The organism is Pararhizobium gei (genome assembly GCF_029223885.1).
In the GTDB taxonomy this organism is placed as follows: domain Bacteria; phylum Pseudomonadota; class Alphaproteobacteria; order Rhizobiales; family Rhizobiaceae; genus Pararhizobium; species Pararhizobium gei.
On record NZ_CP119409.1, the window covers coordinates 932,027 to 955,431 of the forward strand.

A 23,405-nucleotide genomic window follows, 5' to 3' on the forward strand; every position below is an offset into this window, starting at 1 on the left:
AAGGACTTTTCAATTGGCCATCCGCCTCGACACCCTCGCTCCCGGCTTCGAAACTGCCTTTGCGGCCTTCCTGACGACGAAGCGGGAAGTTTCGGACGATGTTAACGATGTTGTTCGCACGATTATCGATGATGTGCGCCTGCGCGGCGATGCGGCGCTGGCGGATTACAGCCGCAAATTTGACAGTCTGGATTTCGCGGTCACACCGATGGCAGTGACTGCCGCGGAAATCGACGCGGCGATCGAGACGGTTCCGTCCGAGGTTCTTGGCGCGTTGAAGGTTGCGGCCGTCCGCATCGAGGCGCATCACACGCGCCAGCGCCCAAAGGATGATATATATGAAGACTCCATGGGGGTTGGCCTCGGCTCGCGCTGGACGGCAATCGATGCTGTCGGGCTCTATGTGCCGGGCGGCACGGCCAGCTATCCAAGCTCGGTGCTCATGAATGCACTGCCGGCCAGGGTGGCGGGCGTCGAACGGGTCGTCATGGTGGTTCCCGCCAGCGGCGGCACCATCAATCCGGCTGTCCTTGCCGCTGCCCGGATGGCCGGCGTCGAGGAAATCTACCGCATCGGCGGCGCTCAGGCGATCGCGGCCCTTGCCTACGGCACGGAGACGATCGCGCCGGTCGCCAAGATCATGGGGCCAGGCAATGCCTATGTCGCAGCGGCGAAACGTCAGGTCTTCGGAACCGTCGGCATCGACATGATCGCCGGGCCCTCGGAGGTGCTGGTGATTGCTGACGGCGACAACGATCCGGACTGGATCGCAGCCGACCTTTTGGCCCAGGCCGAACATGACGCCGGTGCCCAGTCCATCCTGATCACCGACGATACGTCTTTTGCGGCGGCAGTCGAGGCCGCGGTCGAGCGTCAGTTGCGCACCCTGCCGCGCGCCGCGACTGCCGCCGCGAGCTGGCGCGATTTCGGCGCCATCATTCTCGTGCCCGACTTCGAGGCAGCGGTACCGCTTGCCAACCGGATCGCCGCCGAGCATGTGGAACTGGCGCTTGCCGACGCCGATGCGATGATCCCCAAAATCCGCAATGCCGGCGCGATTTTCGTCGGGCGCCATACGCCGGAAGTGATCGGAGACTATGTCGGCGGCTCAAACCATGTCCTGCCGACGGCCCGCTCCGCCCGGTTTTCCTCCGGTCTCGGCGTGCTCGACTATATGAAGCGCACCTCCATCCTGCGCCTCGGCACCGAACAGTTGCGCGATCTGGGCCCGGCGGCGATTGCCCTTGCCCGATCCGAAGGTTTGGAGGCACATGCCCGCTCGGTCGCGATCCGTCTCAATCTTGGTGGGGGCGAGGGATGAGTTCCAGCCGCCGCCTTTGCGATGTGGTGCTGGACGAGACCATCGGTTGCTCGACGCCGGACGTTGAACATGAGCGGGCGGTAGCGATTTTTGATCTGATCGAGGAAAATTCCTTCGAACCGATCGGACATGAGCCCGGTCCCTACCGGCTGAAGCTGTCGCTGGTCGATAGCAAACTGGTGTTCATCATTACGACGGAGGCAGGGGCCGACGTGGCGACCCATATTCTGTCGCTGACGCCCTTCCGGCGAATCGTGAAAGACTATTTCATGATCTGCGAAAGCTACTACCAGGCCATCCGTTCCTCTACCCCGAGCCAGATCGAGGCGATCGACATGGGCCGTCGCGGCGTCCACAACGAGGGCTCGCAGACGCTGATGGACCGGCTCTCCGGCAAGATCAAGATGGACTTCGATACGGCGCGGCGCCTCTTCACCCTGGTCTGTGTTCTGCATTGGAGGGGATAGGCGCCGTGATCGATGCTGTTTCCCCAATCTTGCCGCAGCCGGCGGGGAAATCGCCGAAATCGGTGCTGTTCATGTGCGGCATGAATGCTATTCGCTCGCCCATGGCGGAGATCCTGGCGAAATCCATGCTGCCGGCCGGCACCTATGTCGCTTCCGCCGGTGTGCGCCCAGGCGAACGGGACCCGTTCGTCGATGTGGTTCTGGAAGAAGTGGGCCTGACGGCGGGACGGCATCAGCCCCACACGCTGGACGAATTGGAGGACGATTATTTCGACCTGATCGTAACGCTCGCTCCCGAGGCGCATCACGCAGCCCTTGAACTCACCCGGTCCATGGCCGTGGATGTCGTCTACTGGCCGACACCCGATCCAACCGTTGCGACGGGCACCCGAGAACAGATTGTCGCCGCCTACCGCGAGGTCCGAAATCACATTGCAACGCTGCTTCGGCATCGTTTGCTTGGACAAATGCCCGACAAGATGGCATAGCGCCCTTGTACAGCCGGAAAAGCCGGCAAAGCGGGAAAAGACCGATCGCTGCAGTTCACAAAGCCGCGGCGATTGTGTAGTTTCCGCCAAATTTTTCAAGCGGCGCGCTTGGCGTCCGCAGACAAGCACAGAAAGAAATACCCTAGATGGCGAAAGAAGAAGTCCTCGAATTTCCGGGCGTTGTTACCGAATTGCTGCCCAATGCAACGTTCCGTGTCCAGCTTGAAAACCAGCATGAGATCATTGCCCACACGGCCGGCCGTATGCGCAAGAACCGTATCCGCGTTCTGGCCGGCGACAAGGTTCTCGTCGAAATGACGCCTTACGACCTGAGCAAAGGCCGCATCACCTATCGCTTCAAGTAAGGGCGCGCCGCTGCCGGATGTATGAAATCAAGATCGATGGCCCTGTTTGAATGGCGATGACACAAAAGCTGATATTGGCCTCGGGATCGCCGCGACGTGTCGAACTGCTCGCCCAGGCGGGCATCGAGCCGGCGCGCCTCCTGCCGATGGACCTGGACGAGACGCCGAAGCGGGCGGAACATCCCCGTTCGCTGGCCTGGCGGCTTTGCGCCGAAAAGGCGCGGGCCGCGCTCGATGCCATCAAGGGCGACCCCGCCTGGGCCGACAGCTACATTCTTGCCGCCGACACCGTCGTATCCGTCGGTCGTCGCATCCTGCCGAAGCCGGATCTTGTCAGCGAAGCGTCGAGTGCGCTGCATCTTTTGTCCGGCCGCAGCCACCGGGTTTTCACCGGGGTTTGCCTGATCACCCCGGACAGGACGGTGCGGCAGAAGGTCATCGATACCAAGGTCCGCTTCAAGCGGCTCTCCAGCCACGACATCGACAGCTATCTGGCCTCCGGACAATGGCGCGGCAAGGCCGGTGCCTACGGTATCCAGGGCATCGCCGGCAGCTTCGTCGTCAAGCTGGTGGGCTCCTACACCAATGTCGTCGGCCTGCCGCTCTACGAGACCGTCGGCCTGCTGACGGGCGAGGGCTATGATGTGCATGAAAGCTGGACAAGGGGCTGATCATGGCTTCCGATGACAACAGGGCCGCCTCGAACGTCGCGCCGCTGCGCAAGACCGTGCCATGCCCCGAATGCCGGCGGCCGTCGCACCGCGAGCATTACCCCTTCTGCTCCGACCGCTGCCGCAACGTCGATCTGAACAGATGGCTGACCGGCGCCTACGCCATTCCGGTTGCCGACGACGAGTCGAAAGCCGACGACGAATAAAATCCACCGTGATTTTCGCAGATAGTCCTTGTTTTTCAGCCATTTGCGCGGCACGCTATTTTCTTGTCGGAAAAATGCTATTTGGCGCTGGACACCGTCGAACCAGATGTTATAACCCCGCTCGCTTCCGGGGCGAAACCAAACGCCCCACGCGGTTCCCACGCGGAACCATCGCCTCACGGCAAGATGCCCGGATAGCTCAGTTGGTAGAGCAGCGGATTGAAAATCCGCGTGTCGGTGGTTCAAATCCGCCTCCGGGCACCATTTTTACAAATGAAAACAACTACTTTCGAGACGATGCCGTCGCTGGGACTCTTTAATGTAGGTGTCTTTGACGATTTATATCGCTTTCATGATGTTTTGTGTTTCATCAGCGGTATTCCGTGTTTGCCCGCAGAGCGGCCGCTTCAGGTCATACCGTTTTCTATACCGATGTAATCCGATCACACTCCTCAATCGCGGTTCGGTGCGCCCAAGGGAAAAAAGGAGCGATAGGGGCGGCCCTCATCGACGGCACGGGCGAAGGAGGGGCGGGCGAGCAACCGGGTGCGATAGGCGCGGAGAGCGGGCAGGGTGTCCGGGATCGGATGGATCCAGTCGGCGTAGAAGAGCGAGGGGGCGGCGGCGCAATCGGCGAGCGTGAAGCTGTCGCCGGCGGCCCATTCGGTCTCCGCAACAACGCCATTCAGCCAGCCATAGGTATCGTCCAGCATGGCGCGGGCCTCGATGACGCCGTAGGGATCGCGTTCGGCTTCCGGGCGGATGGCATTGAAAACCACCTTCTGCATCGGTGTCATGATATAATTGTCGAAGACGCGGTCCATCATGCGGGCCCGCAAGGCCTCGACTGGATCGGCGGGCAGGAGCCGGACAGGGCCGGGATGCCTCAGCATCAGATATTCGATGATGGTTGTTGCCTCCATCACGGTTTCGCTACCATCCTTCAGCACCGGGAAGCGCTTGACCGGCCAGATCGCCTGCCACTCGGCAAGAATGTCAGCATGATCGGGGTCAAGCATCAGATAGTCGAAATCCGTGCCGTTTTCATAGAGCGCGATCAGCACCTTCTGACAGTAGGACGAAAACGGATGGGCGAAAAGCTGCGGTTTCATTCTGTTTCCTCCAAAACTGATTGCGAACTGCAATTGGTTGTTTTGTAGCCTTACCGATCCTATATTGCAACCGGTTTAAATCGAGGATGCAAATGGACGCTTCGCACCGGTCGGGTTGCCCGATCAACCTGACGCTGGAAATGCTCGGCGACCGCTGGAGCCTGATCATCATCCGCGACCTGATGTTTGGCAATCGCCGGCATTTTCGCGAGCTTCTCGGTCACTCGGAAGAGGGGATTGCCTCCAACATTCTCGCCGACCGGCTGAAGCGGCTTACCGAATCCGGGCTGATCTCGCGGCGCGACGATCCGAGCCACAAGCAGAAGGGCATCTACAGCCTGACCGAGCCGGCCATCCAACTGGTGCCGCTTTTGGCGCAGATGGGCGCCTGGGGGCGGCGGCATGCCCCGGCATCGGAAGAGCTGTCGATCCGCGCCGAAATTCTGGAAGAGGGCGGACCGGCCCTGTGGGAGGTGTTCATGGAAGAACTGCGGTCCTTGCATCTGGGTGCGCCCGCGCCGGAGCGTTCGGTGTTTTCCGAGTTGCAGGCGGCGTATCTGGCGGTGGTGGTGCGGAAGAAGGGGGCTGTTGCCTAAGAGGACGTTGACTTCAAGACAGCTGCCGGTTTTGAGTGGTGTGTTCGGAGAATAGTAACATGACGGCTGGCAGGTTTCAGATTTTGAGCAACATGGAAAGGTTCTGGCAGAATTTTTTGGAGCGCAAGGCTGTCAGGTGGATTCTTGCTCTTTCAATGACGGTATCAGCTTATCTATTTTGTACCGCCACAGGTCACATAGCATATTTTGTTTCGGGTGCCGCAACGACCATGGGGCAAATATTATATCCAGACGTCTACTATATGACGGGTGTTTTTTTGAATATTCACGCGGCATCTCTCATTTTTAGCTGCTTGTACACATCATACAACGTGGTAAAAATGGAGAGAATAAATTATTTTCTATTTTTTATTATGAGTTATTCTGTTTTTGGAGTTTTATTCTTTATTTCATTTTTTATTTGCTTCGAGGCTAATGCGGAAATTCTCGGTAATTTGTATGATACCGGGTACTATTCGAGGTTTCCGCCTAATTTCTCCGGGGCAATGCTGATTGCTTGCAATGTTCTTGCATTTTGTCTGCTTAGAGTCCCGAAGAGAGCACCTGTTGATCGCCTGATGTGAACCGATCAATAGACTTCCGGCACGTACAACTCGTCCGGCACCGGATGGCGGATGTAGTCGTCGTGGCGGATGCGGTCGGGGAGTTGGATCTCGGGCTTGGGCACGTCCTCATAGGGGATTTGGGCCAAGAGATGGGCGATGCAGTTGAGGCGCGCCTTCTTCTTGTCGACGGCCTGGACCACCCACCACGGTGCGTCCTCCGAATGGGTTTTGGCCAGCATTTCTTCCTTGGCCTTGGTGTATTCTTCCCAATGGATGCGGCTTTCCATGTCCATGGGCGAGAGTTTCCACTGTTTCAGCGGATCGTGGATGCGCATCTTGAAGCGGAATTCCTGCTCCTCGTCGGTGATCGAGAACCAGTATTTGATCAGGATGATACCGGAGCGGACCAGCATGCGCTCGAATTCCGGCACGGTGCGGAAAAATTCGTCGAGCTCTTCCGGCGTGCAGAAGCCCATGACGCGCTCGACGCCGGCGCGGTTGTACCAGGAGCGGTCGAACAGCACCATCTCGCCGGATGTCGGCAGATGCGGCACGTAACGCTGGAAATACCACTGGCTTTTTTCGCGCTCGGTCGGGGCGGGCAGGGCCACCACGCGGCAGACGCGCGGATTGAGCCGCTGGGTGACGCGCTTGATGGCGCCGCCCTTGCCGGCGGAATCGCGGCCCTCGAACAGCACCACGACCTTGAGCTTCTTGTGCTGGACCCAATCCTGCAGGCGCACCAGTTCGTGCTGAAGCCGGAAAAGTTCGCGGAAATAGAGCTTGCGGTCGATCGTCGGTTCGGCTTCTTCCGACATGCCCTCGGCGACCAGCTCGTCGAGCCGGTCTTCCTCCATCTGCATTTCCAGCTCCTCGTCGAAGCTGTCGGCAATTTCCGCTTTGATGCGGCTGAGCTGGTCCATCATGGGTCGTGTTCCTGTTGATCGAAGAGACAGGAACAATGTTTGATGACAGCCGTATGACAGCTGGCCGGCGGCGGAATTTGTCGTGCAACAGCGCTGCGGGGTGGGTTCTCGACAGCGCTCCAAGCCCAGCCGGTCCCCCGTAAAGCTGCCCCGGGCGAGACGCTGAAGGGAACAATTGCCGATACCAGCCGTTGTCGGTGCATAGGAGCACTTCCGCTCCGAAAGGAGATTTACATGGGTAGCGTATCAGACAAGGTTTCCGGCAAGGTAAACGAAATGGTCGGCAAGGCCAAGCAGGGCGTCGGTGATGCTCTCGACAACCGCGAGATGCAGGCCGAGGGCGCCGTACAGGAAGCCAAGGGTGATGCCCAGCAGGCCAAGGGCGAAGCCAAGGAAGCCGTGAAGAACGTCATCGATAAGGCTTGAGCCTGGTCGATTGATAGTAAGCCCGCCGTTTCCACGGTGGGCTTTTTTGTACCTATCCTTTTGTATCGAACCCGATAAGGACATCATAATGGACACTCTCGCCGATCTGTTCGAGCATACCCTGCAGGACATCTATTACGCCGAAAATGCTATCGCCAAAGCCCTGCCCAAAGTCGCGAAAGCCGTCAAGGAGCCACAACTCAAGCAAGCTATCGAGGCGCATCTCGAAGAGACCAAGGGCCAGATTGCGACTTTGAAGAAGGTCTTTGCAACAATCGACAAAAAGCCCGAAGCGGTGAAATGTGATGCAATCGAAGGATTGCTCAAGGAAGCGGATGGTCTGATCGAGGAAGCGAAGGGAGCGGCGCTCGACGCGGGACTGCTGGCAGCGGCCCAGGCTGTCGAACACTATGAGATCGCACGGTACGGTTCGCTTCGCGAATGGGCAAAGGTTCTCGGGAATGAAGAGGGCCATATTCTCCTGAGCGAAATTCTCGATCAGGAAAAGGCTGCCAATGCCAAGCTGACGACAATTGCCGTCATGAAGGTGAACGGCTGACATTGTTCAGGTCGCCCGCACGCCGGGCGACCTGCTTCCATTAACGTCCCTGACGGTACGATCGCCGGACACTCTAATACCGCCAGTCAATTGACAGCAGCGCTTCCCGGCTACCTCCTTTGTCCAGCATGAGACGAGCGGAGAGACCCTTCAGGCGAAGCAAGCTGTGCAGGCGAGGATCGTCGCAATGACTGAATTCGCTCTCGATCCAAACCGGGTACCGGACTGCCGTTACTTCACAGCAGTTTAGCAGCGAATGAAGCAGCGGCTTCAATGCGCCGCGTCCCCGCCATTGCACCCCGACACCAATTTCGCTATGAGACCGCCAACGTCTAAAAAGCAGGCGCGAACAGGCGCGACAGGCAATACCGGTTGAGGCATATGGCACGCATCGTGATGAAATTCGGCGGCACGTCCGTCGCGGATATGGATCGCATCAGGAATGTGGCGCGCCATGTCAAACGCGAGGTCGATGCTGGCCACGATGTGGCTGTCGTGGTCTCTGCCATGTCCGGCAAGACAAACGAGCTTGTCGCCTGGACGCGCGATGCTTCGCCGATGCATGATGCCCGCGAGTACGACGCGGTTGTCGCCTCGGGCGAACAGGTGACCTCGGGGCTATTGGCGCTGGCTTTGCAGAATATCGGCATCAATGCCCGCTCCTGGCAGGGCTGGCAGATCCCCATCCGCACGGACAATGCCCATGGTGCGGCGCGGATCATGGAGATCGACGGCTCCGAACTCATCCGGCGTTTCGGCGAGGGACAGGTGGCCGTGATCGCTGGCTTCCAGGGGCTGGGGCCGGACAACCGCATCGCGACGCTCGGACGCGGCGGGTCTGACACCTCGGCGGTTGCGATCGCCGCTGCGATCAAGGCGGATCGCTGCGATATCTATACCGATGTCGACGGCGTCTATACGACCGACCCGCGCATCGAGCCCAAGGCTCGCCGTATGAAGAAGATCGCGTTCGAGGAAATGCTCGAGATGGCGTCTCTTGGCGCCAAGGTCCTGCAGGTCCGTTCGGTCGAGCTTGCCATGGTATTCAAGGTGCGCACCTTCGTGCGTTCCAGTTTCGATGACCCAGACGCGCCGGGCATGGGGGATTTTCTGAACCCGCCGGGAACGCTGATTTGTGATGAGGAAGAGATTTTGGAACAGGAAGTCGTCACCGGCATCGCCTATGCCAAGGATGAAGCGCAGATTTCGCTCCGGCGGCTCTCCGACCGGCCCGGCGTTTCCGCAGCGATCTTCGGGCCGCTGGCCGAGGCGCATATCAATGTTGATATGATCGTCCAGAACATTTCCGAAGACGGGTCCAAGACCGACATGACCTTCACTGTGCCCTCCGGTGACGTCGACAAGGCGCTGAAGGTTCTCGGCGAGTCCAAGGATAAGATCGGTTTCGACGTCATCCAGAACGAATCAGGTCTCGTCAAGGTCTCTGTCATCGGCATCGGCATGCGCAGCCATGCAGGGGTGGCGGCGTCAGCTTTCCGCGCACTTGCTGAAAAAGGCATCAACATCAAAGCGATCACCACCTCGGAAATCAAGATTTCCATCCTGATTGACGGTGCTTATGCCGAATTGGCGGTTCGCACTTTGCATTCCGTCTACGGTCTGGATAAGAGTTAGGACAAGCGGCGGCAGCCGCGTTCCAGTGTGGATGCGTTGGAACCTGATGCCTGCGGCAATTGGTGACTTTCAGACAGGAGACGTTGCGCGATGAGAGACCTCTCTGCGGGTCCCCGCGTTCTTCTCAAGCGGTTGCGCGAACTCATGGCGGAACCGCTGGAGCCGCAGGAGCGCCTTGACCGGATCGTTCGTCAGATCGCCCAGAACATGGTCGCGGAAGTGTGCTCGGTCTATGTGCTGCGCTCGGACGGCGTGCTCGAACTCTATGCCACCGAAGGCTTGAACAAGGACGCCGTCCATCTGGCCCAGTTGCAGATGGGGCAAGGCCTCGTCGGCACGATCGCGGCCTCGGCGCGGCCGCTGAGCCTTTCGGACGCACAGGCGCATCCGGCTTTCACCTATCTGCCGGAGACTGGCGAAGAAATCTATCATTCCTTCCTCGGCGTGCCGATCCTGCGCACCGGCCGCTCGCTCGGCGTTCTCGTCGTCCAGAACAAGGCGAGCCGCACCTATCGCGACGACGAGGTCGAGGCGATGGAAACGACGGCCATGGTGCTGGCCGAAATGGTTGCCACTGGCGAGTTGAAGAAGATCACCCGTCCGGGCCTGGAACTCGACCTGTCGCGGCCCGTCACCATCGGCGGCAGCAGTTTCGGCGAGGGCATAGGTCTGGGCTACGTGGTGCTGCACGAGCCGCGCATCGTCGTCACCAATTTGCTCAACGACGACATTGATCATGAGCTCAGCCGGCTGGCGGAAGCGCTGGGATCGTTGCGAATTTCCATCGATGACATGCTGTCGCGCCGCGACGTGTCGATGGAGGGCGAGCATCGGGCGGTTCTCGAAGCCTACCGCATGTTCGCGCATGACCGCGGCTGGGTGCGCAAGCTTGAGGAGGCCATCCGCAACGGGTTGACGGCGGAAGCCGCGGTCGAGCGGGTGCAGAGCGAAACCAAGGCACGGATGATCCGGCTGACGGATCCCTATCTGCGCGAGCGGATGCATGATTTCGACGACCTCGCCAACCGGCTGTTGCGGCAGCTGACCGGCTATGGCGCCAAGCTGACGGCCAGCGATTTTCCGCCGGATGCCATCGTCGTTGCACGCGCCATGGGCGCGGCCGAGCTTCTGGACTATCCGCGTGAAAATATCCGTGGGCTGATCCTTGAGGACGGCGCGGTGACGAGCCATGTCGTCATCGTCGCGCGTGCCATGGGCATCCCTGTGGTCGGACAGGCGACTGGCGCCGTCGCGTTGGCCGAGAACGGCGATGCGATCATCGTTGATGGCGACGACGCGCAGGTGCATCTGCGGCCGATGGCGGATCTGCAGCGGGCATACGAGGAAAAGGTCAAGCTTCGGGCCAGGCGCCAGGAGCAGTTCCGGGCGCTGCGCGGCGTCGAGCCGCTGACGAAGGATGGCAAGCGCATCACCTTGCAGATGAACGCCGGGCTGATGGTCGATCTGCCGCAGCTTGCCGAGTCGGGCGCCGAGGGCATCGGTCTGTTCCGCACGGAACTGCAGTTCATGATTGCCTCGACCATGCCGAAGATGGAGGATCAGGAAGCCTTCTATCGCAATGTCATCAAGCAGGCTGGCGGCAAGCCCGTGACGTTCCGGACCCTCGATATCGGCGGCGACAAGGTGGTGCCCTATTTTCGGGCGGCCGAAGAGGAAAATCCGGCGCTCGGCTGGCGGGCGATCCGCCTGTCGCTCGACCGTCCCGGCCTCTTGCGCACGCAGTTGCGCGCCATGCTGCGGGCATCCGTCAGCCAGGAGCTTCGCGTCATGCTGCCGATGGTGACCGAGGTCTCGGAGCTGCGCACGGTGCGCGCTTTGCTGCAGAAGGAAATCCAGCGGCAGTCGAAGATCGGCGAACAATTGCCGCGCAAACTGCAATTCGGGGCGATGCTGGAAGTGCCCGCCCTGTTGTGGCAGCTCGATGAATTGATGCACGAAGTGGATTTCGTGTCCGTCGGATCCAACGACCTCTTCCAGTTCGCGATGGCTGTCGATCGGGGAAATGCGCGGGTCGCCGACCGTTTCGACGTGCTCGGACGGCCGTTCCTGCGGATCCTGCGCGACATCATCCGCGCCGGCGAACGCAACCGGACACCAGTCACGCTGTGCGGCGAGATGGCCTCCAAGCCGCTGTCGGCGATGGCGCTGCTCGGCCTCGGCTACCGCTCGGTCTCAATGTCTCCGACGGCGGTCGGTCCGGTCAAGGCGATGCTGCTGGCGCTCGACGTCGACAAGCTCGCTGCCATGCTGGAAGCGACGCTGGACGATACCAGGGACCAGACGCTGGTCCGCGACATGCTGAAGGCTTTCGCGGCGGAAAATGGGGTGCCGGTTTAGAGGAATGGATTTTGGAGTTTGTGGTTGGCTTACCCCCCTCTGTCGGCGACGCCGACATCTCCCCCACAAGGGGGGAGATTGGCCGCAATCCCTTCGCGTCCCTGACTTACTGAGCAAGGGAAAAGAATGATCTCCCCCCTTGTGGGGGAGATGTAACATTCGTGACAGAGGGGGGTGAGCTCTCCGCAAACACAATAAGATGAGAGGGCTCCAGTTGCTGGCGGTCCTTACGGAGTAAAGAGTTGCCAACCTTACCTGTTGAAAAAATGCGCGAACTGGAGCGCCGTTTCGGCGAGATCGAGGCGCGCATGTCGGAGGGGCCGGCGGCGGATGTGTATGTGAAGCTGGCGTCGGAATATTCCGAGCTGCAGCCGGTGGTGACGAAGATCCGACTGTATGAAAAGGCGCTGGCCGAGCTTGCCGACGTCAACATGCTGATGAACGACCGCACCACCGACCGGGACATGCGCGATCTCGCAGAAATGGAAAAGCCGGAGATCGAAGAGCAGATCGAGACGCTGGAGAAGGACATGCAGATCCTGCTCCTGCCGAAGGACAGTGCCGACGAAAAAAGCGCGATCCTCGAAATCCGGGCTGGCACCGGCGGTTCGGAAGCGGCACTTTTCGCAGGCGACCTGTTCCGGATGTACGAGCGTTATGCGTCCGCCAAAGGCTGGAAGGTGGAAGTACTGTCGGCCAGCGAAGGCGATGCCGGGGGATACAAGGAAATCATCGCCACCGTTACCGGGCGTGGTGTATTTTCCAAGCTAAAGTTCGAATCCGGCGTGCACCGCGTGCAGCGCGTGCCGGATACGGAAACACAGGGGCGCATTCATACCTCGGCTGCGACGGTGGCCGTTCTGCCCGAGGCCGAGGATATCGACATCGAAATCCGCCAGGAAGATATCCGAATCGATACGATGCGCTCGTCGGGCGCCGGCGGCCAGCACGTCAACACGACGGATTCGGCCGTGCGCATTACCCATATGCCGTCCGGCATCGTCGTCACGTCGTCGGAGAAATCCCAGCACCAGAACAAGGCGAAAGCCATGCAGGTGCTGCGCTCGCGGCTCTACGACATGGAGCGGCAGAAGGCCGACAGCGAGCGATCCGCCTCGCGCAAGAGCCAGGTGGGTTCGGGCGATCGCTCCGAGCGCATCCGCACGTATAATTTTCCGCAAGGCCGCGTCACCGATCACCGTATCAACCTGACGCTGTACAAAATAGACCGGATGATGATGGGGGAGATCGAGGAGGTTGTGGACGCGCTTCTGGCCGACTATCAGGCGGACCAGCTGGCGCAGCTCGGCGAAGTGCAGGGATGACGGATACGCTCGACAGTCTGTTTGCCGAGGCGAAGGCGCGCTTTCTTGCGGCCCATATCGGCGAAGCGGCATTTGACGCACGCGTTCTGATTTCGGGGCTGCTCGACCTGCCCTCTGCGGCCTTCATCACGCGCGGATCGGACCCGGTCTCGCCAAAGCATGCGGCGCGCATCCGCGAGGTGATCGCAAGACGCGCGATGCATGAACCGGTGCACCGGATCCTCGGTCGGCGCGAATTCTACGGCCTGACGCTCTCCATGTCCAAGGACACGCTGGAGCCGCGGCCGGATTCCGAGATGATCGTCGAAGGACTCCTTCCGCATGCGCGCAGGTTCGTGTTGGAAAAGGAAAGCTGCCGGATCATCGATCTCGGCACCGGCACCGGTGCGATTTGCCTGGCGCTCTTGAGCGCGGTGCCTGAAGCGACCGGTATCGGTTCCGATCTGTCGCCAGGGGCGGTAGAAACGGCTGCACAGAATGCCGCCTACAACGGTCTTCACGGTCGGTTTGCGGCCATCGAAAGCGACTGGTTTGAAAAAATCGAGGGACGTTTCGACATCATTGTGTCCAATCCACCCTATATACGCACGGAGGTGGTCGCGTCGCTTGCCCCGGAAGTCCGGGACCATGATCCGGCTCTGGCGCTCGATGGGGGCGCCGACGGTCTGGACGCCTATCGCATTATCGCGGCCAATGCTTCGGGCCATCTGGTAAAGGACGGTATTGTCGGGGTTGAGATCGGCTATGACCAAATGCCAGTCGTCTGCGGGATTTTCGAGGCACAGGGGTTCCGGGTGATTGAGCGGGTGCGGGATCTGGGTGGAAACGATCGGGCAATTCTGTTCTCAAAGAATGTGTAAGCCCATCAAATGGCTGAGAACCGGGCGTTCTTTTTGGAAAACCTAAAGAAAGGACTTGGAATTCAGCAAGAGGCGGGCTAGGTTGCAAGCCACGCACTGGGCAGACGGTCACAGATCAGAGATTCGTTCCGGTCAGACCTAGCCGCAGAGATTGCTCTCACAAAAGAGTTGCGAAGGTTCGACAGTGCCTTGTGCGGGTAGCTGTAAATTTGTTTTAACCAGCGATGGCCGTCGGAAGAGACGGTAGGGTCGCGGCGCGTGTCTGCTTGATCCGGAACCCGGCGAGCCACGCACTCCACATGATCATCAATATCAAGAGAATCCAGGTGAGTGAACGATGAGGCCAGGACAGCAGAACAAGCGCGGCCGTGGGCGTAACAACAATACCAGCAGCAGCAACAATAACGGTGGTGGTGGCAACAACAACCATAACCGGAAGGGATCCAATCCGCTGACCCGGACCTATGATAGCTCCGGCCCGGACGTGAAGATCCGCGGTACAGCCCAGCACATTGCTGAAAAATACTCGAATCTCGCCCGTGATGCGCAAAGCTCCGGCGACCGGGTGGTTGCAGAAAACTATTTGCAGCATGCGGAGCATTATAACCGCATCATTGCCACGGCTCAGGCGCAGTTGCAGGAGCGGTTCCAGCGCGACGATCGGGGCGAATACAATGACCGCAACGATTTTCAGGATCGAGACGGCAATTATCGCGACGACGATTCCGACCAGAATGACGACGACGACAATGTCGGCAGCATGGACCATCAGCCCGAGATGGAGCGTCCGCAACAGCCGGAACGCCAGTCGCGCCAGCAGGATGGGCCTCGCCAGCAGGACGGCGGTAGACAACCGGATGCTGCACGTCAGCAGGATGGCGAACGCCAGCGTGATCGTCAGCGCAACGAGCGCCCCGACCGGCCGCCGCGTCAGCCGCGCCCGGAACAATCCCGCTCAGAACAGCCTCGCTCGGAACAACCTCGCACCGAACAGCCACAGCTGCACGTAGAACAGCCGCGTGCCGAGCAGCCGCCGCAGCCGGTTATGGATGGTTCCGGCCCGCAGCCGGTGATAGAAGGTACGCCGGTTGAAGTGGCGCTCGAGGCAGAAGCACCGAACGGCCGTGCCCCAACCCGCCGTCGTGCTGCACCACGCCCGCGCCGTCCCCGCCGCGAAGCTGCCGGTGAAGAAGGCGTTAAGGAAACCGGCGAAGGAGAATCTTCTGATAAGCCGGCCCTGATTGAGGTTGCCAGCGAATAATCTGGCCCAGGCTTCGGGCTTTCGGGCTTGGGAATCTGTTTAAAACCCCTGGAGCATTCGATGCTTCAGGGGTTTTTTGGCTGCGACAGGCAAGGATTGGCGAACGCGCCGGCTCATGCCCGGCCGCCGCCGCCGCCCAGGCGGTCTTCACGTCACGGCGTTATTCAGACTGTCGATCAAGGTCGAACTCGCCTCATTGAGCCCGGTGACATCCACGGAGACCCCATGCGCCCTGAAGCGCTGGACCACCTTTTCAAGTGCGGCTACCGCCGTGATGTCCCAGAAATGCGCTTTTGACACGTCGATGAGCACATGCCTGCCAAGGGTGTCGTCCAGGTCGAAAGACTCTATGAATGCGTCGGCGGAGGCAAAGAAAACTTGCCCGGAGACACGGTAGGTCATTCGGGTTGCAATGTCGTCCCGCACAACATCGACCTGCATCAGGCGGGCGACCTTGAAGGTGAAGAAGACGCCGCTTAGAAGCACGCCGACGGTGACGCCCAGAGCGAGGTTCGAGGTGAAGACGGTCACGATGACGGTTGCTGCCATGACGGCGCTCGACATCCGGGGATGAACGACCAAGGCGCGCAACGACGACCAGTCGAACGTATCGATCGACACCATGACCATGATGGCGACCAGGGCGGGCACAGGCACCTGGGACACCCATGGCTTGAGCAGAACCATCAGGATGAGCAGCAGGGCGCCGGCAAACAGGGTCGACAGCCGGCCGCGTCCGCCATATTTGACGTTGCTGACCGTCTGGCCGATCATGCCGCAGCCGGCAATGCCGCCGAACAGGCTGGCCGCAACATTGGCAATGCCCAGGCCCGAGCATTCCCTGTTCTTCGAACTCGGGGTGTCCGTGAGATCGTCCACGACGCTCGCCGTCATCATGGATTCGAGAAGCCCGACCATTGCGATGGCAAGGGCTGGCGCTGCGATGATGCCAAGCGTTTCGAGCGTCAGCGGGACGGCGGGCCAGCCGAAGACCGGCAGTGAATCCGGAAGTTTTCCGAGATCGGCAATGGTCATGACCGGGAGTTGCAGCCCGATCGAGGCGGCCGTGAGAACGACGATGCAGATCAGCGGCGAGGGTATTGCCGTCGTAATTCTGGGTGCAAGATAGATGACCGCCAGACCGGCCGCCAGCATGGCATAGGCAATCCAGTCTCCGCCGATGATATGCGGCAGTTGCGCCGCAAAGATCAGGATGGCGAGCGCGTTGACGAAGCCGGTGCGAACGGATTTCGAAACGAACCGCATGAGAACGCCAAGGCGCAGCAGGCCGAACAGGATCTGGAAGACACCCGCCAGCAGGCCGGCAGCGAAGAGGTAGGCCAGGCCATGGGCGTGGACCAGGGGTGCCGCGACCAGCGCGACCGATCCGGCGGCGGCCGAGATCATCGCGGGCCGTCCGCCTGTAAACGCGATGACGATGCCGATGACGAAGGAGGCGAACAGGCCGACCTGCGGATCGACGCCGGCGACGAAGGAAAAGGCGATGACTTCCGGGATCAATGCGAATGTCGCGACAGCGCCCGCCAGCATTTCACGCAAGGGGTTGGCGGACCAATCCCGTCGGATTGAGGCCCATCGGAGGGAGGAAAGCGTCATGGGATAAGGTCTCGCAAGGCATGGCCTGCCGCTGGATCGAGCGGTATCACTGGCGTGCTGGTTTTGCGTTGTCTGGCGGATCGGCGGCCAGAAGAGCCACCCGGAGTTGCACCGGGTCCGTGGCGAATGGCTTCGTTTATAGACGGTGTTATTGCTGCGAAGCAATACGGGATTTCGCTGGCTCCGTAACTGTTGCTTCTATTTCGATACCGTGACGAACTACCTCTTTAATTCGCAAAAATTCGCCCCCATATCCAGTCCAAGTTGCCGTGGCCGCTTTTGGCGGCGAAACGGCGGAAGACGGGCTTGCCTTTTCAGGGGGCCTGATCCTAACCATCGGTAGTGCCGCAAGCGGGCTGACCGATTACCGGAGGTACGATATGAATATCGAAAAATATTCCGAGCGGGTGCGCGGTTTCCTGCAATCGGCTCAGACCTACGCGCTGGCGCAGGGCCATCCGCAATTCACACCAGAACATGTGCTGAAAGTGCTGCTCGATGACGATCAGGGCATGGCGGCGTCGCTGATCGAGCGCTCCGGCGGCGATGCCAAGGCAGCGCGGGTCGGCAATGATCTCGCGATCGCCAAGCTGCCGAAATCGACCGGGGGCAATGGTTCTCTGTCGCTTGCCCAGCCTTTGGCACGGGTGTTTGCGACCGCCGAAGAGGCGGCCAAGAAAGCTGGCGACAGCTTCGTTACCGTCGAACGGTTGCTGCAGGCGCTGATCATCGAGACATCCGCTGCCACCTCCGGCATCCTGACGAAGGCGGGGCTGACGGCGTCGAAGCTCAACCAGGCGATCAACGATATCCGCAAGGGCCGAACCGCCGATGGCGCCAATGCCGAGGCCGGTTTTGACGCACTGAAGAAATATGCCCGGGATCTCACGGCGGATGCGCGCGACGGTAAGCTCGATCCGGTGATCGGCCGCGACGACGAAATACGCCGCACGATCCAGGTCCTGTCGCGCCGCACCAAGAACAACCCCGTTCTGATCGGTGAGCCCGGCGTCGGCAAGACGGCGATCGCCGAAGGTCTGGCGTTGCGCATCATCAATGGCGATGTGCCGGAAAGCCTGAAAGACAAGAAGCTGATGGCGCTCGACATGGGCGCGCTGATTGCGGGGGCCAAGTTCCGCGGCGAATTCGAGGAGCGGCTGAAGGCCATTCTGTCGGAAGTGCAGGCGGAATCCGGCGAGATCATCCTGTTCATCGACGAGATGCACACGCTTGTCGGGGCCGGCAAGGCTGATGGGGCAATGGACGCCTCCAATCTGCTGAAGCCAGCACTTGCCCGCGGCGAACTGCACTGCGTCGGCGCGACCACGCTCGACGAGTACCGCAAGCATGTGGAAAAGGACGCGGCCTTGGCCCGCCGGTTCCAGCCGGTCATGGTCAACGAGCCGAATGTCGAGGACACAATCTCGATCCTGCGCGGCCTGAAGGAAAAATACGAGCAGCATCATAAGGTCAGGATCTCCGATTCTGCGCTGGTGGCGGCTGCGACCCTGTCCAACCGTTACATCACCGACCGATTCCTGCCTGACAAGGCGATCGACCTGATGGACGAAGCCGCGTCGCGGCTGCGCATGCAGGTGGACAGCAAGCCTGAAGAGCTCGACGAACTCGACCGCCGCATCATGCAGTTGAAGATCGAGCGTGAAGCGCTGAAAAAGGAGACCGACCGTGCCTCGAAGGACCGGCTGGAAAAGCTGGAACTCGATCTGGCTGGACTGGAAGAGCAGGCCGATGCGCTGACGGCGCGCTGGCAGGCGGAAAAATCCAAGCTCGGCCTCGCCGCTGATCTGAAGAAGCAGCTCGAAGACGCCCGCAACGAACTGGCGATTGCCCAGCGCAAGGGCGAATTCCAGCGGGCCGGCGAGCTTGCCTATGGCGAGATCCCGAAGCTCGAAAAGGAGCTGGAGGACAGCGAGCGGCAGGACAGCTCGGTCAATTCCATGGTGCAGGAGGTCGTGACCCCCGACAACATCGCCCATGTCGTGTCCCGGTGGACCGGCATTCCGGTGGAAAAGATGCTCGAAGGCCAGCGTGACAAGCTGCTGCGCATGGAAGACGAGCTGGCGAAATGGGTGGTCGGTCAGGGTGATGCGGTGCAGGCCGTGTCGCGCGCCGTGCGCCGCTCGCGCGCGGGGTTGCAGGATCCGAACCGGCCGATCGGCTCGTTCATCTTTCTCGGTCCCACGGGCGTCGGCAAGACGGAGCTGACCAAGGCGCTTGCCCGCTTCCTGTTCGATGACGACAGCGCGCTGGTGCGCATGGACATGTCGGAATATATGGAGAAGCACTCCGTTGCCCGTCTGATCGGCGCACCTCCCGGCTATGTCGGCTATGAGGAGGGCGGCGCTTTGACCGAGGCAGTGCGCCGCAAGCCCTATCAGGTCGTGCTGTTCGACGAGATCGAGAAGGCGCATCCCGACGTCTTCAACGTGCTGCTGCAGGTGCTGGACGATGGCCGCCTGACGGACGGGCAGGGCCGTACGGTCGACTTCCGCAACACAATGATCATCATGACCTCCAATCTGGGCGCTGAATATCTGACCCGGCTTGGCGAGAACGATGACAGTGACACGGTACGCGATCAGGTGATGGATGTCGTGCGCGGTCATTTCAGGCCTGAATTCCTGAACCGGGTTGACGAGATCATCCTGTTCCACCGCCTGAAGCGCGGTGAGATGGGGGCGATCGTCGATATCCAGCTGACGCGCCTGCGCCAGTTGCTGACGGAGCGCAAGATAACGCTTGAGCTCGACGACGAGGCACGCGCCTTCCTCGCCGACAAGGGCTACGATCCCGCTTATGGTGCGCGTCCCCTGAAGCGGGCTGTGCAGAAATATGTCCAGGACCCGCTCGCCGAGCAGATCCTGCAGGGCAATTTCCCGGATGGATCCGTGATCAAGGCATTCTCCGGCTCCGACCGGCTGAACTTCAAGCTGCGCGAAACGGCGGAAAAGGTTGCTGCCTGATCCTGCGGTTGCTGCTGAAACGAGACCTCTCCGGGACGCTCGGGGAGGTTTTTTGTTTCCGGAGTGGCCCCATACCCGTTTGCGTGTTGGAGAGGTGCGAACTCCGCCGCCTGCGCCCTTGATAGTGCATCGAGCCTTGCCTACCATCGAGCCGGATATCGTTCGAGCGCCTGTTCGCGTCAATGCAGCCAGGCGATCAGCGAACGCCCCGGGACAGAACCGACCCGACAACAGCAATGGCGGAGAAACAGCCGATGAGCCTTCGAATAAATGACATAGCCCCTGATTTCACCGCTGATACGACCCAGGGACCCATCAGCTTTCATGATTGGATCGGCGATGGCTGGACGGTGCTTTTTTCCCATCCGAAGAATTTCACCCCGGTCTGCACGACGGAACTCGGCGCGATGGCGGGCCTTGACGACGATTTCCGCAGCCGCGGCGTCAAGGTCATCGGCATTTCCGTCGATCCCGTCGAAAGCCACGGCAAGTGGAAAGCCGACATCAAGACCGCCACAGGTTTTGAAGTCGAATATCCCCTGATCGGCGACAAGGACCTGAAGGTTGCCAAGCTCTACGACATGCTGCCCGCAACCGCCGGCGAGAGTTCCGAGGGGCGCACGCCAGCCGACAACGCCACCGTTCGTTCGGTCTTTGTCATCGGCCCTGACAAGAAGATCAAGCTCATCCTCACCTATCCCATGACCACGGGGCGGAACTTCCTGGAAATCCTGCGCGCCATCGATTCCATCCAGCTCACGGCCAGGCATCAGGTGGCGACGCCGGCCAACTGGCAGCAGGGCGACGACGTGATCATCACGGCCGCTGTTTCCAACGAGGATGCCGTGACCCGCTTCGGCACCTTCGATACGGTGTTGCCCTATCTGCGAAAGACGAAGCAGCCGGCGGCCTGAGCCGGGAACCAAAGCGTCGCGCCCTGCGGCCATCGAGGCGCGACGCTCGAAAAATGACGGCTGTGTGGATCTGCCGATGATCTGTCGTCGGAATTGATCGTGCTACGCGCAGGGTTACGAAACGTCTGGCTGTAACAAGTGGCTTGCCACCCTCAGCGATACGCTGAGAACCCTGCCGACATGATCTGGGCTATGCCGCTCCACCGTTTCTTCGACTTCGCAATTGGTTGCGGCAACGTGGCGGCGTCGCAGCCTTGAGTCGCTCGGCTGCATTCTTGGGAGCGACGGCCGCCCGCTCGCGCTATCTGCTTTGGCAATCCGCTGTAGGCAACCACGAAGCCATTTGAGGAGGTTTTGATATGAGTGCCATCGATCTGAACAGCGATCTCGGCGAAAGTTACGGCGCCTGGGCCATGGGCGACGACGTCTCGATGCTTTCCGTCGTTTCCAGTGCCAATGTCGCCTGCGGCTTCCATGCCGGCGACCCCTCAGGCATTCTGAAGACCATCCGGGCCGCCGCGGCAAAAGGCGTCGTGATCGGCGCGCATGTGTCCTATCCCGATCGCGTCGGCTTTGGACGGCGCGACATAGACGTCACGCCTGCAGATCTGACGGCCGATGTCATCTACCAGATCGGTGCTTTGAAAGGTCTCGCTGCCGCTGCCGGCGTCACCGTCGCTTATGTCAAGCCGCATGGCGCGCTCTACAATCGCATCGCCCACGACCAGAAGCAGGGACAGGCAGTGATTGACGGCATCAAGGCCATCGATCCCGCGCTGGTGCTGATGGGTCTCGCCGGTGCTCCGGTTCTGGAGCTCGCCCGGCGATCCGGTCTGGAAGTCGTCGCCGAAGCCTTTGCCGACCGTGCCTATGCAGCGGACGGCCAACTCGTATCGCGCCGCGCGCCCGGCGCGGTTCTGCATGATCCGCAACTGATTGCCCGGCGCATGCTGCAGCTCGCTCGTGAGGGGATTTTGGAAGCTATCGATGGCTCGACCATTGCCATCGATGCCCAGTCGATCTGCGTGCACGGCGACAGCGCCGGCGCAGTGGCCATTGCGCAGGAAATCCGCCGTGCCTTCGAGGCGGACGGTATTTCCATCCGATCCTTTCTTCCGACCGATCGGGCCTGAGAGTTTCATGCCTTTCCTGCCCGTCAGCCTGACAGTTCCGTTTGTCGATCTCGCTGATCTCGACACACTGGCATAGCCGGCGCACCGGTCAGACGTCCGAAATTCAGCCGAATGTCCCGAGAGATGGCGTTGGAATGCCAACCTGCCGCACAATCCGGTAGCGCGCCTGAACGAAATTGTAGATGCCGAAGGAGGCGAGCCCCAACGCGGCAATGACATATAGTATACCGCCGAATGGAAGTTGCCGGATCCAGGTCAGAGCATCCGCCATGCTGCCCGCCTGATCCGGGTTCACAGTGAACGCGGCATAGACAAAGAAAACCCCGACAACAACAAAGATCAGGCCCCGGGCAACGAGTCCATAGATGCACAACAGCACGATCGGCTTCCTCGTGCTGCTGTCGAGGCGAAGATTACGCTCGAATTTACGCATCAGTCCTTTTGTAATTGTTACAATGCCGCCGATGACAAATCCAATGCCAATGGCGCCGGCAAGATATTGACCGAACGGCTGTGACATGGCCCATGCCGCCAGGCCCTTTTCTCCACCCGATCCGGATTCTGCCCCAATGTCGGTTGCCTGTTGCACCGCATAGATCGCAAAGCCGGAATAGGTCACCGCGCTGCCGAAAAGTGCAGCGCGGGTCAAATATCCTTTCGCGTTTGACGCGAGGCCGTCCGCATTGCCGAGCGATTGGGCGAGCCTCCATCCGACAAATCCTATGAGGCCTATAGCAATCAGAAGAAGCCAAATTCGTCCGAACGGCTGTTTCAGCACGGAATCAAGTGCCGACTTCGTCTCGGGTTTGCCGCCTGCGATCCCCGAAAACAGAGCAAGACCTGCGATAAGCAGGAAGACGGCGCCGCGCGCGCCATACCCACCGCGCGCCATCAATTGGAATTTGGAACCGGTGTCCATGCGATCATCCCCGTGAAGCAATAGCGGGAAACGGGGCCGGAACCGTCCGGTTCCAGAAATTGCACAATTTATTCGGCTCAAGGATCGACATTGCGTCGACCGACAACAAGCCCGTGCTTGCTAGGAAATGCCAGTTGGGCTTGCGACAAACTTGCCTTCGTAGCGGACGCGAAAATTGCGCCGCTCAACCTCGTCGCGAAAGCAAAGGAAAAGGAATTCCAGATCATGGGCACTGTCGCGCCGTCCCAGTAGGCTGAAGGTGATGATTGTCACGCTGTTATAGGGGCGGGTGAGGCTGATCGCGGCCTTGCGGATGTCGTTGATGCCGAGTTCGTCGCTGTCGGTGCGCGTGTAAGCGAGCCAGAACGGGGCGTCCTGCCAAGCCGTCCGAAAGGTGTCGGTTAGGGTTGCCTTGAACCCGGAAGCGGATGTGCCTTTGCTCCATGACATGGATTGTTCATCTTCAGCACCCAGCACGTCAAGATAGCCATCCTGTTCGCTCGGTCCCGTAAGACGCTGTTCGATGAGCTCGAAAGCTGCCTCCGGGGTCGTCGCTGTCTTGAAATAGATCGGCATCGAATCGCCCGTTTTGTTCAGATCGCCTAGTTTGGCAAAGCGCTCGCTACGGAGCCAGCCCTTGTGTCGATTTCCCACAGTGCCAGTTCGCCAGCGGTGCGACCGGCATCGGATAGAATC

General features: G+C 60.3%; 23 protein-coding genes, 1 tRNA gene and 1 other annotated feature. Of the genes, 19 read left to right on the forward strand and 5 right to left on the reverse strand.

Features of this window, described 5'->3' with window-relative positions:
• The first annotated feature begins 13 nt into the window (after positions 1 to 13).
• The 7 genes from hisD to PY308_RS04400 all read left to right on the forward strand — a co-directional run bounded on the left by hisD (position 14) and on the right by PY308_RS04400 (position 3,782).
• Positions 14 to 1,321: a histidinol dehydrogenase gene (gene hisD / locus PY308_RS04370; protein WP_275788612.1), complete on the forward strand. Its 1,308-nt coding sequence runs from the start codon at positions 14 to 16 to the stop codon at positions 1,319 to 1,321.
• Positions 1,318 to 1,788 carry a UPF0262 family protein gene (locus PY308_RS04375; protein ID WP_275788615.1) on the forward strand — a complete coding sequence of 157 codons (471 nt, stop codon included), beginning with the start codon at positions 1,318 to 1,320 and terminating at the stop codon, positions 1,786 to 1,788. The genes hisD and PY308_RS04375 overlap by 4 nt, the downstream gene beginning before the upstream one ends.
• Before the next feature lie 71 nt (positions 1,789 to 1,859).
• Positions 1,860 to 2,276, forward strand: coding sequence for an arsenate-mycothiol transferase ArsC (locus PY308_RS04380; RefSeq protein WP_275791012.1), 417 nt, complete (start codon positions 1,860 to 1,862; stop codon positions 2,274 to 2,276).
• 146 nt (positions 2,277 to 2,422) lie between these two features.
• Positions 2,423 to 2,641, forward strand: coding sequence for a translation initiation factor IF-1 (infA, locus tag PY308_RS04385; protein ID WP_275788618.1), 219 nt, complete (start codon positions 2,423 to 2,425; stop codon positions 2,639 to 2,641).
• A gap of 50 nt (positions 2,642 to 2,691) precedes the next feature.
• Positions 2,692 to 3,312 carry a Maf-like protein gene (locus tag PY308_RS04390; RefSeq protein WP_275788621.1) on the forward strand — a complete coding sequence of 207 codons (621 nt, stop codon included), beginning with the start codon at positions 2,692 to 2,694 and terminating at the stop codon, positions 3,310 to 3,312.
• 2 nt (positions 3,313 to 3,314) lie between these two features.
• A complete protein-coding gene (gene yacG / locus PY308_RS04395) occupies positions 3,315 to 3,518 on the forward strand; it encodes a DNA gyrase inhibitor YacG (RefSeq protein WP_275788623.1) in 204 nt (67 codons plus the stop codon).
• A gap of 188 nt (positions 3,519 to 3,706) precedes the next feature.
• A tRNA-Phe gene (locus PY308_RS04400) sits at positions 3,707 to 3,782 on the forward strand.
• Between the two features lie 188 nt (positions 3,783 to 3,970).
• Here the strand turns inward: PY308_RS04400 and PY308_RS04405 are convergent.
• Positions 3,971 to 4,630, reverse strand: a complete 660-nt coding sequence (locus PY308_RS04405) for a glutathione S-transferase family protein (protein ID WP_275788626.1) — start codon at positions 4,628 to 4,630, stop codon at positions 3,971 to 3,973.
• A gap of 92 nt (positions 4,631 to 4,722) precedes the next feature.
• Here PY308_RS04405 and PY308_RS04410 point away from each other — a divergent pair, with 92 nt between their 5' ends.
• The gene (locus PY308_RS04410; RefSeq protein WP_275788627.1) at positions 4,723 to 5,226 is read left to right on the forward strand and encodes a winged helix-turn-helix transcriptional regulator; all 504 of its coding nucleotides are present in this window, start codon (positions 4,723 to 4,725) and stop codon (positions 5,224 to 5,226) included.
• A gap of 59 nt (positions 5,227 to 5,285) precedes the next feature.
• Positions 5,286 to 5,810 (forward strand): hypothetical protein, encoded by a 525-nt coding sequence (locus PY308_RS04415; protein ID WP_275788631.1) that lies wholly within the window; start codon positions 5,286 to 5,288, stop codon positions 5,808 to 5,810.
• Positions 5,811 to 5,815: 5 nt separating this feature from the next.
• Here PY308_RS04415 and ppk2 read toward each other — a convergent pair whose 3' ends face one another.
• Positions 5,816 to 6,718 (reverse strand): polyphosphate kinase 2, encoded by a 903-nt coding sequence (gene ppk2 / locus PY308_RS04420; protein ID WP_275788634.1) that lies wholly within the window; start codon positions 6,716 to 6,718, stop codon positions 5,816 to 5,818.
• Between the two features lie 234 nt (positions 6,719 to 6,952).
• On the opposite strand from ppk2, the gene PY308_RS04425 reads away from it, so the two are divergent.
• From PY308_RS04425 to PY308_RS04455, 7 genes are all read left to right on the forward strand, one after another.
• A complete protein-coding gene (locus PY308_RS04425) occupies positions 6,953 to 7,144 on the forward strand; it encodes a CsbD family protein (RefSeq protein WP_275788636.1) in 192 nt (63 codons plus the stop codon).
• A gap of 88 nt (positions 7,145 to 7,232) precedes the next feature.
• Complete coding sequence (locus PY308_RS04430) at positions 7,233 to 7,703, forward strand: YciE/YciF ferroxidase family protein (RefSeq protein ID WP_275788638.1); 471 nt, start codon at positions 7,233 to 7,235, stop codon at positions 7,701 to 7,703.
• Between the two features lie 381 nt (positions 7,704 to 8,084).
• Positions 8,085 to 9,338 carry an aspartate kinase gene (locus tag PY308_RS04435; protein ID WP_275788639.1) on the forward strand — a complete coding sequence of 418 codons (1,254 nt, stop codon included), beginning with the start codon at positions 8,085 to 8,087 and terminating at the stop codon, positions 9,336 to 9,338.
• A 90-nt stretch (positions 9,339 to 9,428) separates the two neighbouring features.
• Entirely contained in the window at positions 9,429 to 11,696 is a 2,268-nt protein-coding gene (gene ptsP, locus PY308_RS04440; RefSeq protein ID WP_275788640.1) for a phosphoenolpyruvate--protein phosphotransferase, read from the forward strand.
• A 242-nt stretch (positions 11,697 to 11,938) separates the two neighbouring features.
• Positions 11,939 to 13,021 (forward strand): peptide chain release factor 1, encoded by a 1,083-nt coding sequence (prfA, locus tag PY308_RS04445; RefSeq protein ID WP_275788644.1) that lies wholly within the window; start codon positions 11,939 to 11,941, stop codon positions 13,019 to 13,021.
• Complete coding sequence (prmC, locus tag PY308_RS04450; protein WP_275788647.1) at positions 13,018 to 13,881, forward strand: peptide chain release factor N(5)-glutamine methyltransferase; 864 nt, start codon at positions 13,018 to 13,020, stop codon at positions 13,879 to 13,881. The genes prfA and prmC overlap by 4 nt, the downstream gene beginning before the upstream one ends.
• 337 nt (positions 13,882 to 14,218) lie before the next feature.
• A complete protein-coding gene (locus PY308_RS04455; RefSeq protein WP_275788650.1) occupies positions 14,219 to 15,142 on the forward strand; it encodes a DUF4167 domain-containing protein in 924 nt (307 codons plus the stop codon).
• Between the two features lie 147 nt (positions 15,143 to 15,289).
• Here PY308_RS04455 and PY308_RS04460 read toward each other — a convergent pair whose 3' ends face one another.
• A complete protein-coding gene (locus PY308_RS04460; protein WP_275788652.1) occupies positions 15,290 to 16,759 on the reverse strand; it encodes a SulP family inorganic anion transporter in 1,470 nt (489 codons plus the stop codon).
• A gap of 66 nt (positions 16,760 to 16,825) precedes the next feature.
• Positions 16,826 to 16,881 (reverse strand) — a sequence feature (sul1 is cis-regulatory element that is thought to sense ions involved in sulfur or methionine metabolism; They are found in Alphaproteobacteria).
• Positions 16,882 to 17,139: 258 nt separating this feature from the next.
• Between PY308_RS04460 and clpB the strand changes: the two genes are divergently transcribed.
• From clpB to PY308_RS04475, 3 genes are all read left to right on the forward strand, one after another.
• The gene (gene clpB / locus PY308_RS04465) at positions 17,140 to 19,743 is read left to right on the forward strand and encodes an ATP-dependent chaperone ClpB (RefSeq protein ID WP_275788655.1); all 2,604 of its coding nucleotides are present in this window, start codon (positions 17,140 to 17,142) and stop codon (positions 19,741 to 19,743) included.
• Between the two features lie 254 nt (positions 19,744 to 19,997).
• On the forward strand, positions 19,998 to 20,657 hold the full coding sequence (locus PY308_RS04470; protein WP_275788657.1) for a peroxiredoxin: 660 nt from the start codon (positions 19,998 to 20,000) through the stop codon (positions 20,655 to 20,657).
• Positions 20,658 to 21,016: 359 nt separating this feature from the next.
• Positions 21,017 to 21,790 (forward strand): LamB/YcsF family protein, encoded by a 774-nt coding sequence (locus tag PY308_RS04475; RefSeq protein WP_275788660.1) that lies wholly within the window; start codon positions 21,017 to 21,019, stop codon positions 21,788 to 21,790.
• 103 nt (positions 21,791 to 21,893) lie between these two features.
• Here PY308_RS04475 and PY308_RS04480 read toward each other — a convergent pair whose 3' ends face one another.
• Together PY308_RS04480 and PY308_RS04485 are read right to left on the reverse strand one after the other, a co-directional pair.
• Entirely contained in the window at positions 21,894 to 22,709 is an 816-nt protein-coding gene (locus PY308_RS04480) for a DUF1206 domain-containing protein (protein ID WP_275788663.1), read from the reverse strand.
• Between the two features lie 120 nt (positions 22,710 to 22,829).
• A complete protein-coding gene (locus PY308_RS04485; RefSeq protein ID WP_275788666.1) occupies positions 22,830 to 23,363 on the reverse strand; it encodes a hypothetical protein in 534 nt (177 codons plus the stop codon).
• Positions 23,364 to 23,405: the final 42 nt, after the last annotated feature.

Excerpts from the sequence above, each read along its gene's own strand:
- PY308_RS04375 (WP_275788615.1), top strand. The coding sequence starts at position 1,318 with ATGAGTTCCAGCCGCCGCCTTTGCGATGTGGTGCTGGACGAGACCATC.
- PY308_RS04410 (WP_275788627.1), top strand. The coding sequence starts at position 4,723 with ATGGACGCTTCGCACCGGTCGGGTTGCCCGATCAACCTGACGCTGGAA.
- infA (WP_275788618.1), top strand. The coding sequence starts at position 2,423 with ATGGCGAAAGAAGAAGTCCTCGAATTTCCGGGCGTTGTTACCGAATTG.
- PY308_RS04380 (WP_275791012.1), top strand. The coding sequence starts at position 1,860 with ATGTGCGGCATGAATGCTATTCGCTCGCCCATGGCGGAGATCCTGGCG.
- PY308_RS04415 (WP_275788631.1), top strand. The coding sequence starts at position 5,286 with ATGACGGCTGGCAGGTTTCAGATTTTGAGCAACATGGAAAGGTTCTGG.
- PY308_RS04430 (WP_275788638.1), top strand. The coding sequence starts at position 7,233 with ATGGACACTCTCGCCGATCTGTTCGAGCATACCCTGCAGGACATCTAT.
- PY308_RS04455 (WP_275788650.1), top strand. The coding sequence starts at position 14,219 with ATGAGGCCAGGACAGCAGAACAAGCGCGGCCGTGGGCGTAACAACAAT.
- PY308_RS04435 (WP_275788639.1), top strand. The coding sequence starts at position 8,085 with ATGGCACGCATCGTGATGAAATTCGGCGGCACGTCCGTCGCGGATATG.
- ptsP (WP_275788640.1), top strand. The coding sequence starts at position 9,429 with ATGAGAGACCTCTCTGCGGGTCCCCGCGTTCTTCTCAAGCGGTTGCGC.
- yacG (WP_275788623.1), top strand. The coding sequence starts at position 3,315 with ATGGCTTCCGATGACAACAGGGCCGCCTCGAACGTCGCGCCGCTGCGC.
- clpB (WP_275788655.1), top strand. The coding sequence starts at position 17,140 with ATGAATATCGAAAAATATTCCGAGCGGGTGCGCGGTTTCCTGCAATCG.
- PY308_RS04460 (WP_275788652.1), bottom strand. The coding sequence starts at position 16,759 with ATGACGCTTTCCTCCCTCCGATGGGCCTCAATCCGACGGGATTGGTCC.
- PY308_RS04480 (WP_275788663.1), bottom strand. The coding sequence starts at position 22,709 with ATGGACACCGGTTCCAAATTCCAATTGATGGCGCGCGGTGGGTATGGC.
- prmC (WP_275788647.1), top strand. The coding sequence starts at position 13,018 with ATGACGGATACGCTCGACAGTCTGTTTGCCGAGGCGAAGGCGCGCTTT.
- PY308_RS04390 (WP_275788621.1), top strand. The coding sequence starts at position 2,692 with ATGGCGATGACACAAAAGCTGATATTGGCCTCGGGATCGCCGCGACGT.
- PY308_RS04405 (WP_275788626.1), bottom strand. The coding sequence starts at position 4,630 with ATGAAACCGCAGCTTTTCGCCCATCCGTTTTCGTCCTACTGTCAGAAG.
- ppk2 (WP_275788634.1), bottom strand. The coding sequence starts at position 6,718 with ATGATGGACCAGCTCAGCCGCATCAAAGCGGAAATTGCCGACAGCTTC.
- PY308_RS04470 (WP_275788657.1), top strand. The coding sequence starts at position 19,998 with ATGAGCCTTCGAATAAATGACATAGCCCCTGATTTCACCGCTGATACG.
- PY308_RS04475 (WP_275788660.1), top strand. The coding sequence starts at position 21,017 with ATGAGTGCCATCGATCTGAACAGCGATCTCGGCGAAAGTTACGGCGCC.
- PY308_RS04425 (WP_275788636.1), top strand. The coding sequence starts at position 6,953 with ATGGGTAGCGTATCAGACAAGGTTTCCGGCAAGGTAAACGAAATGGTC.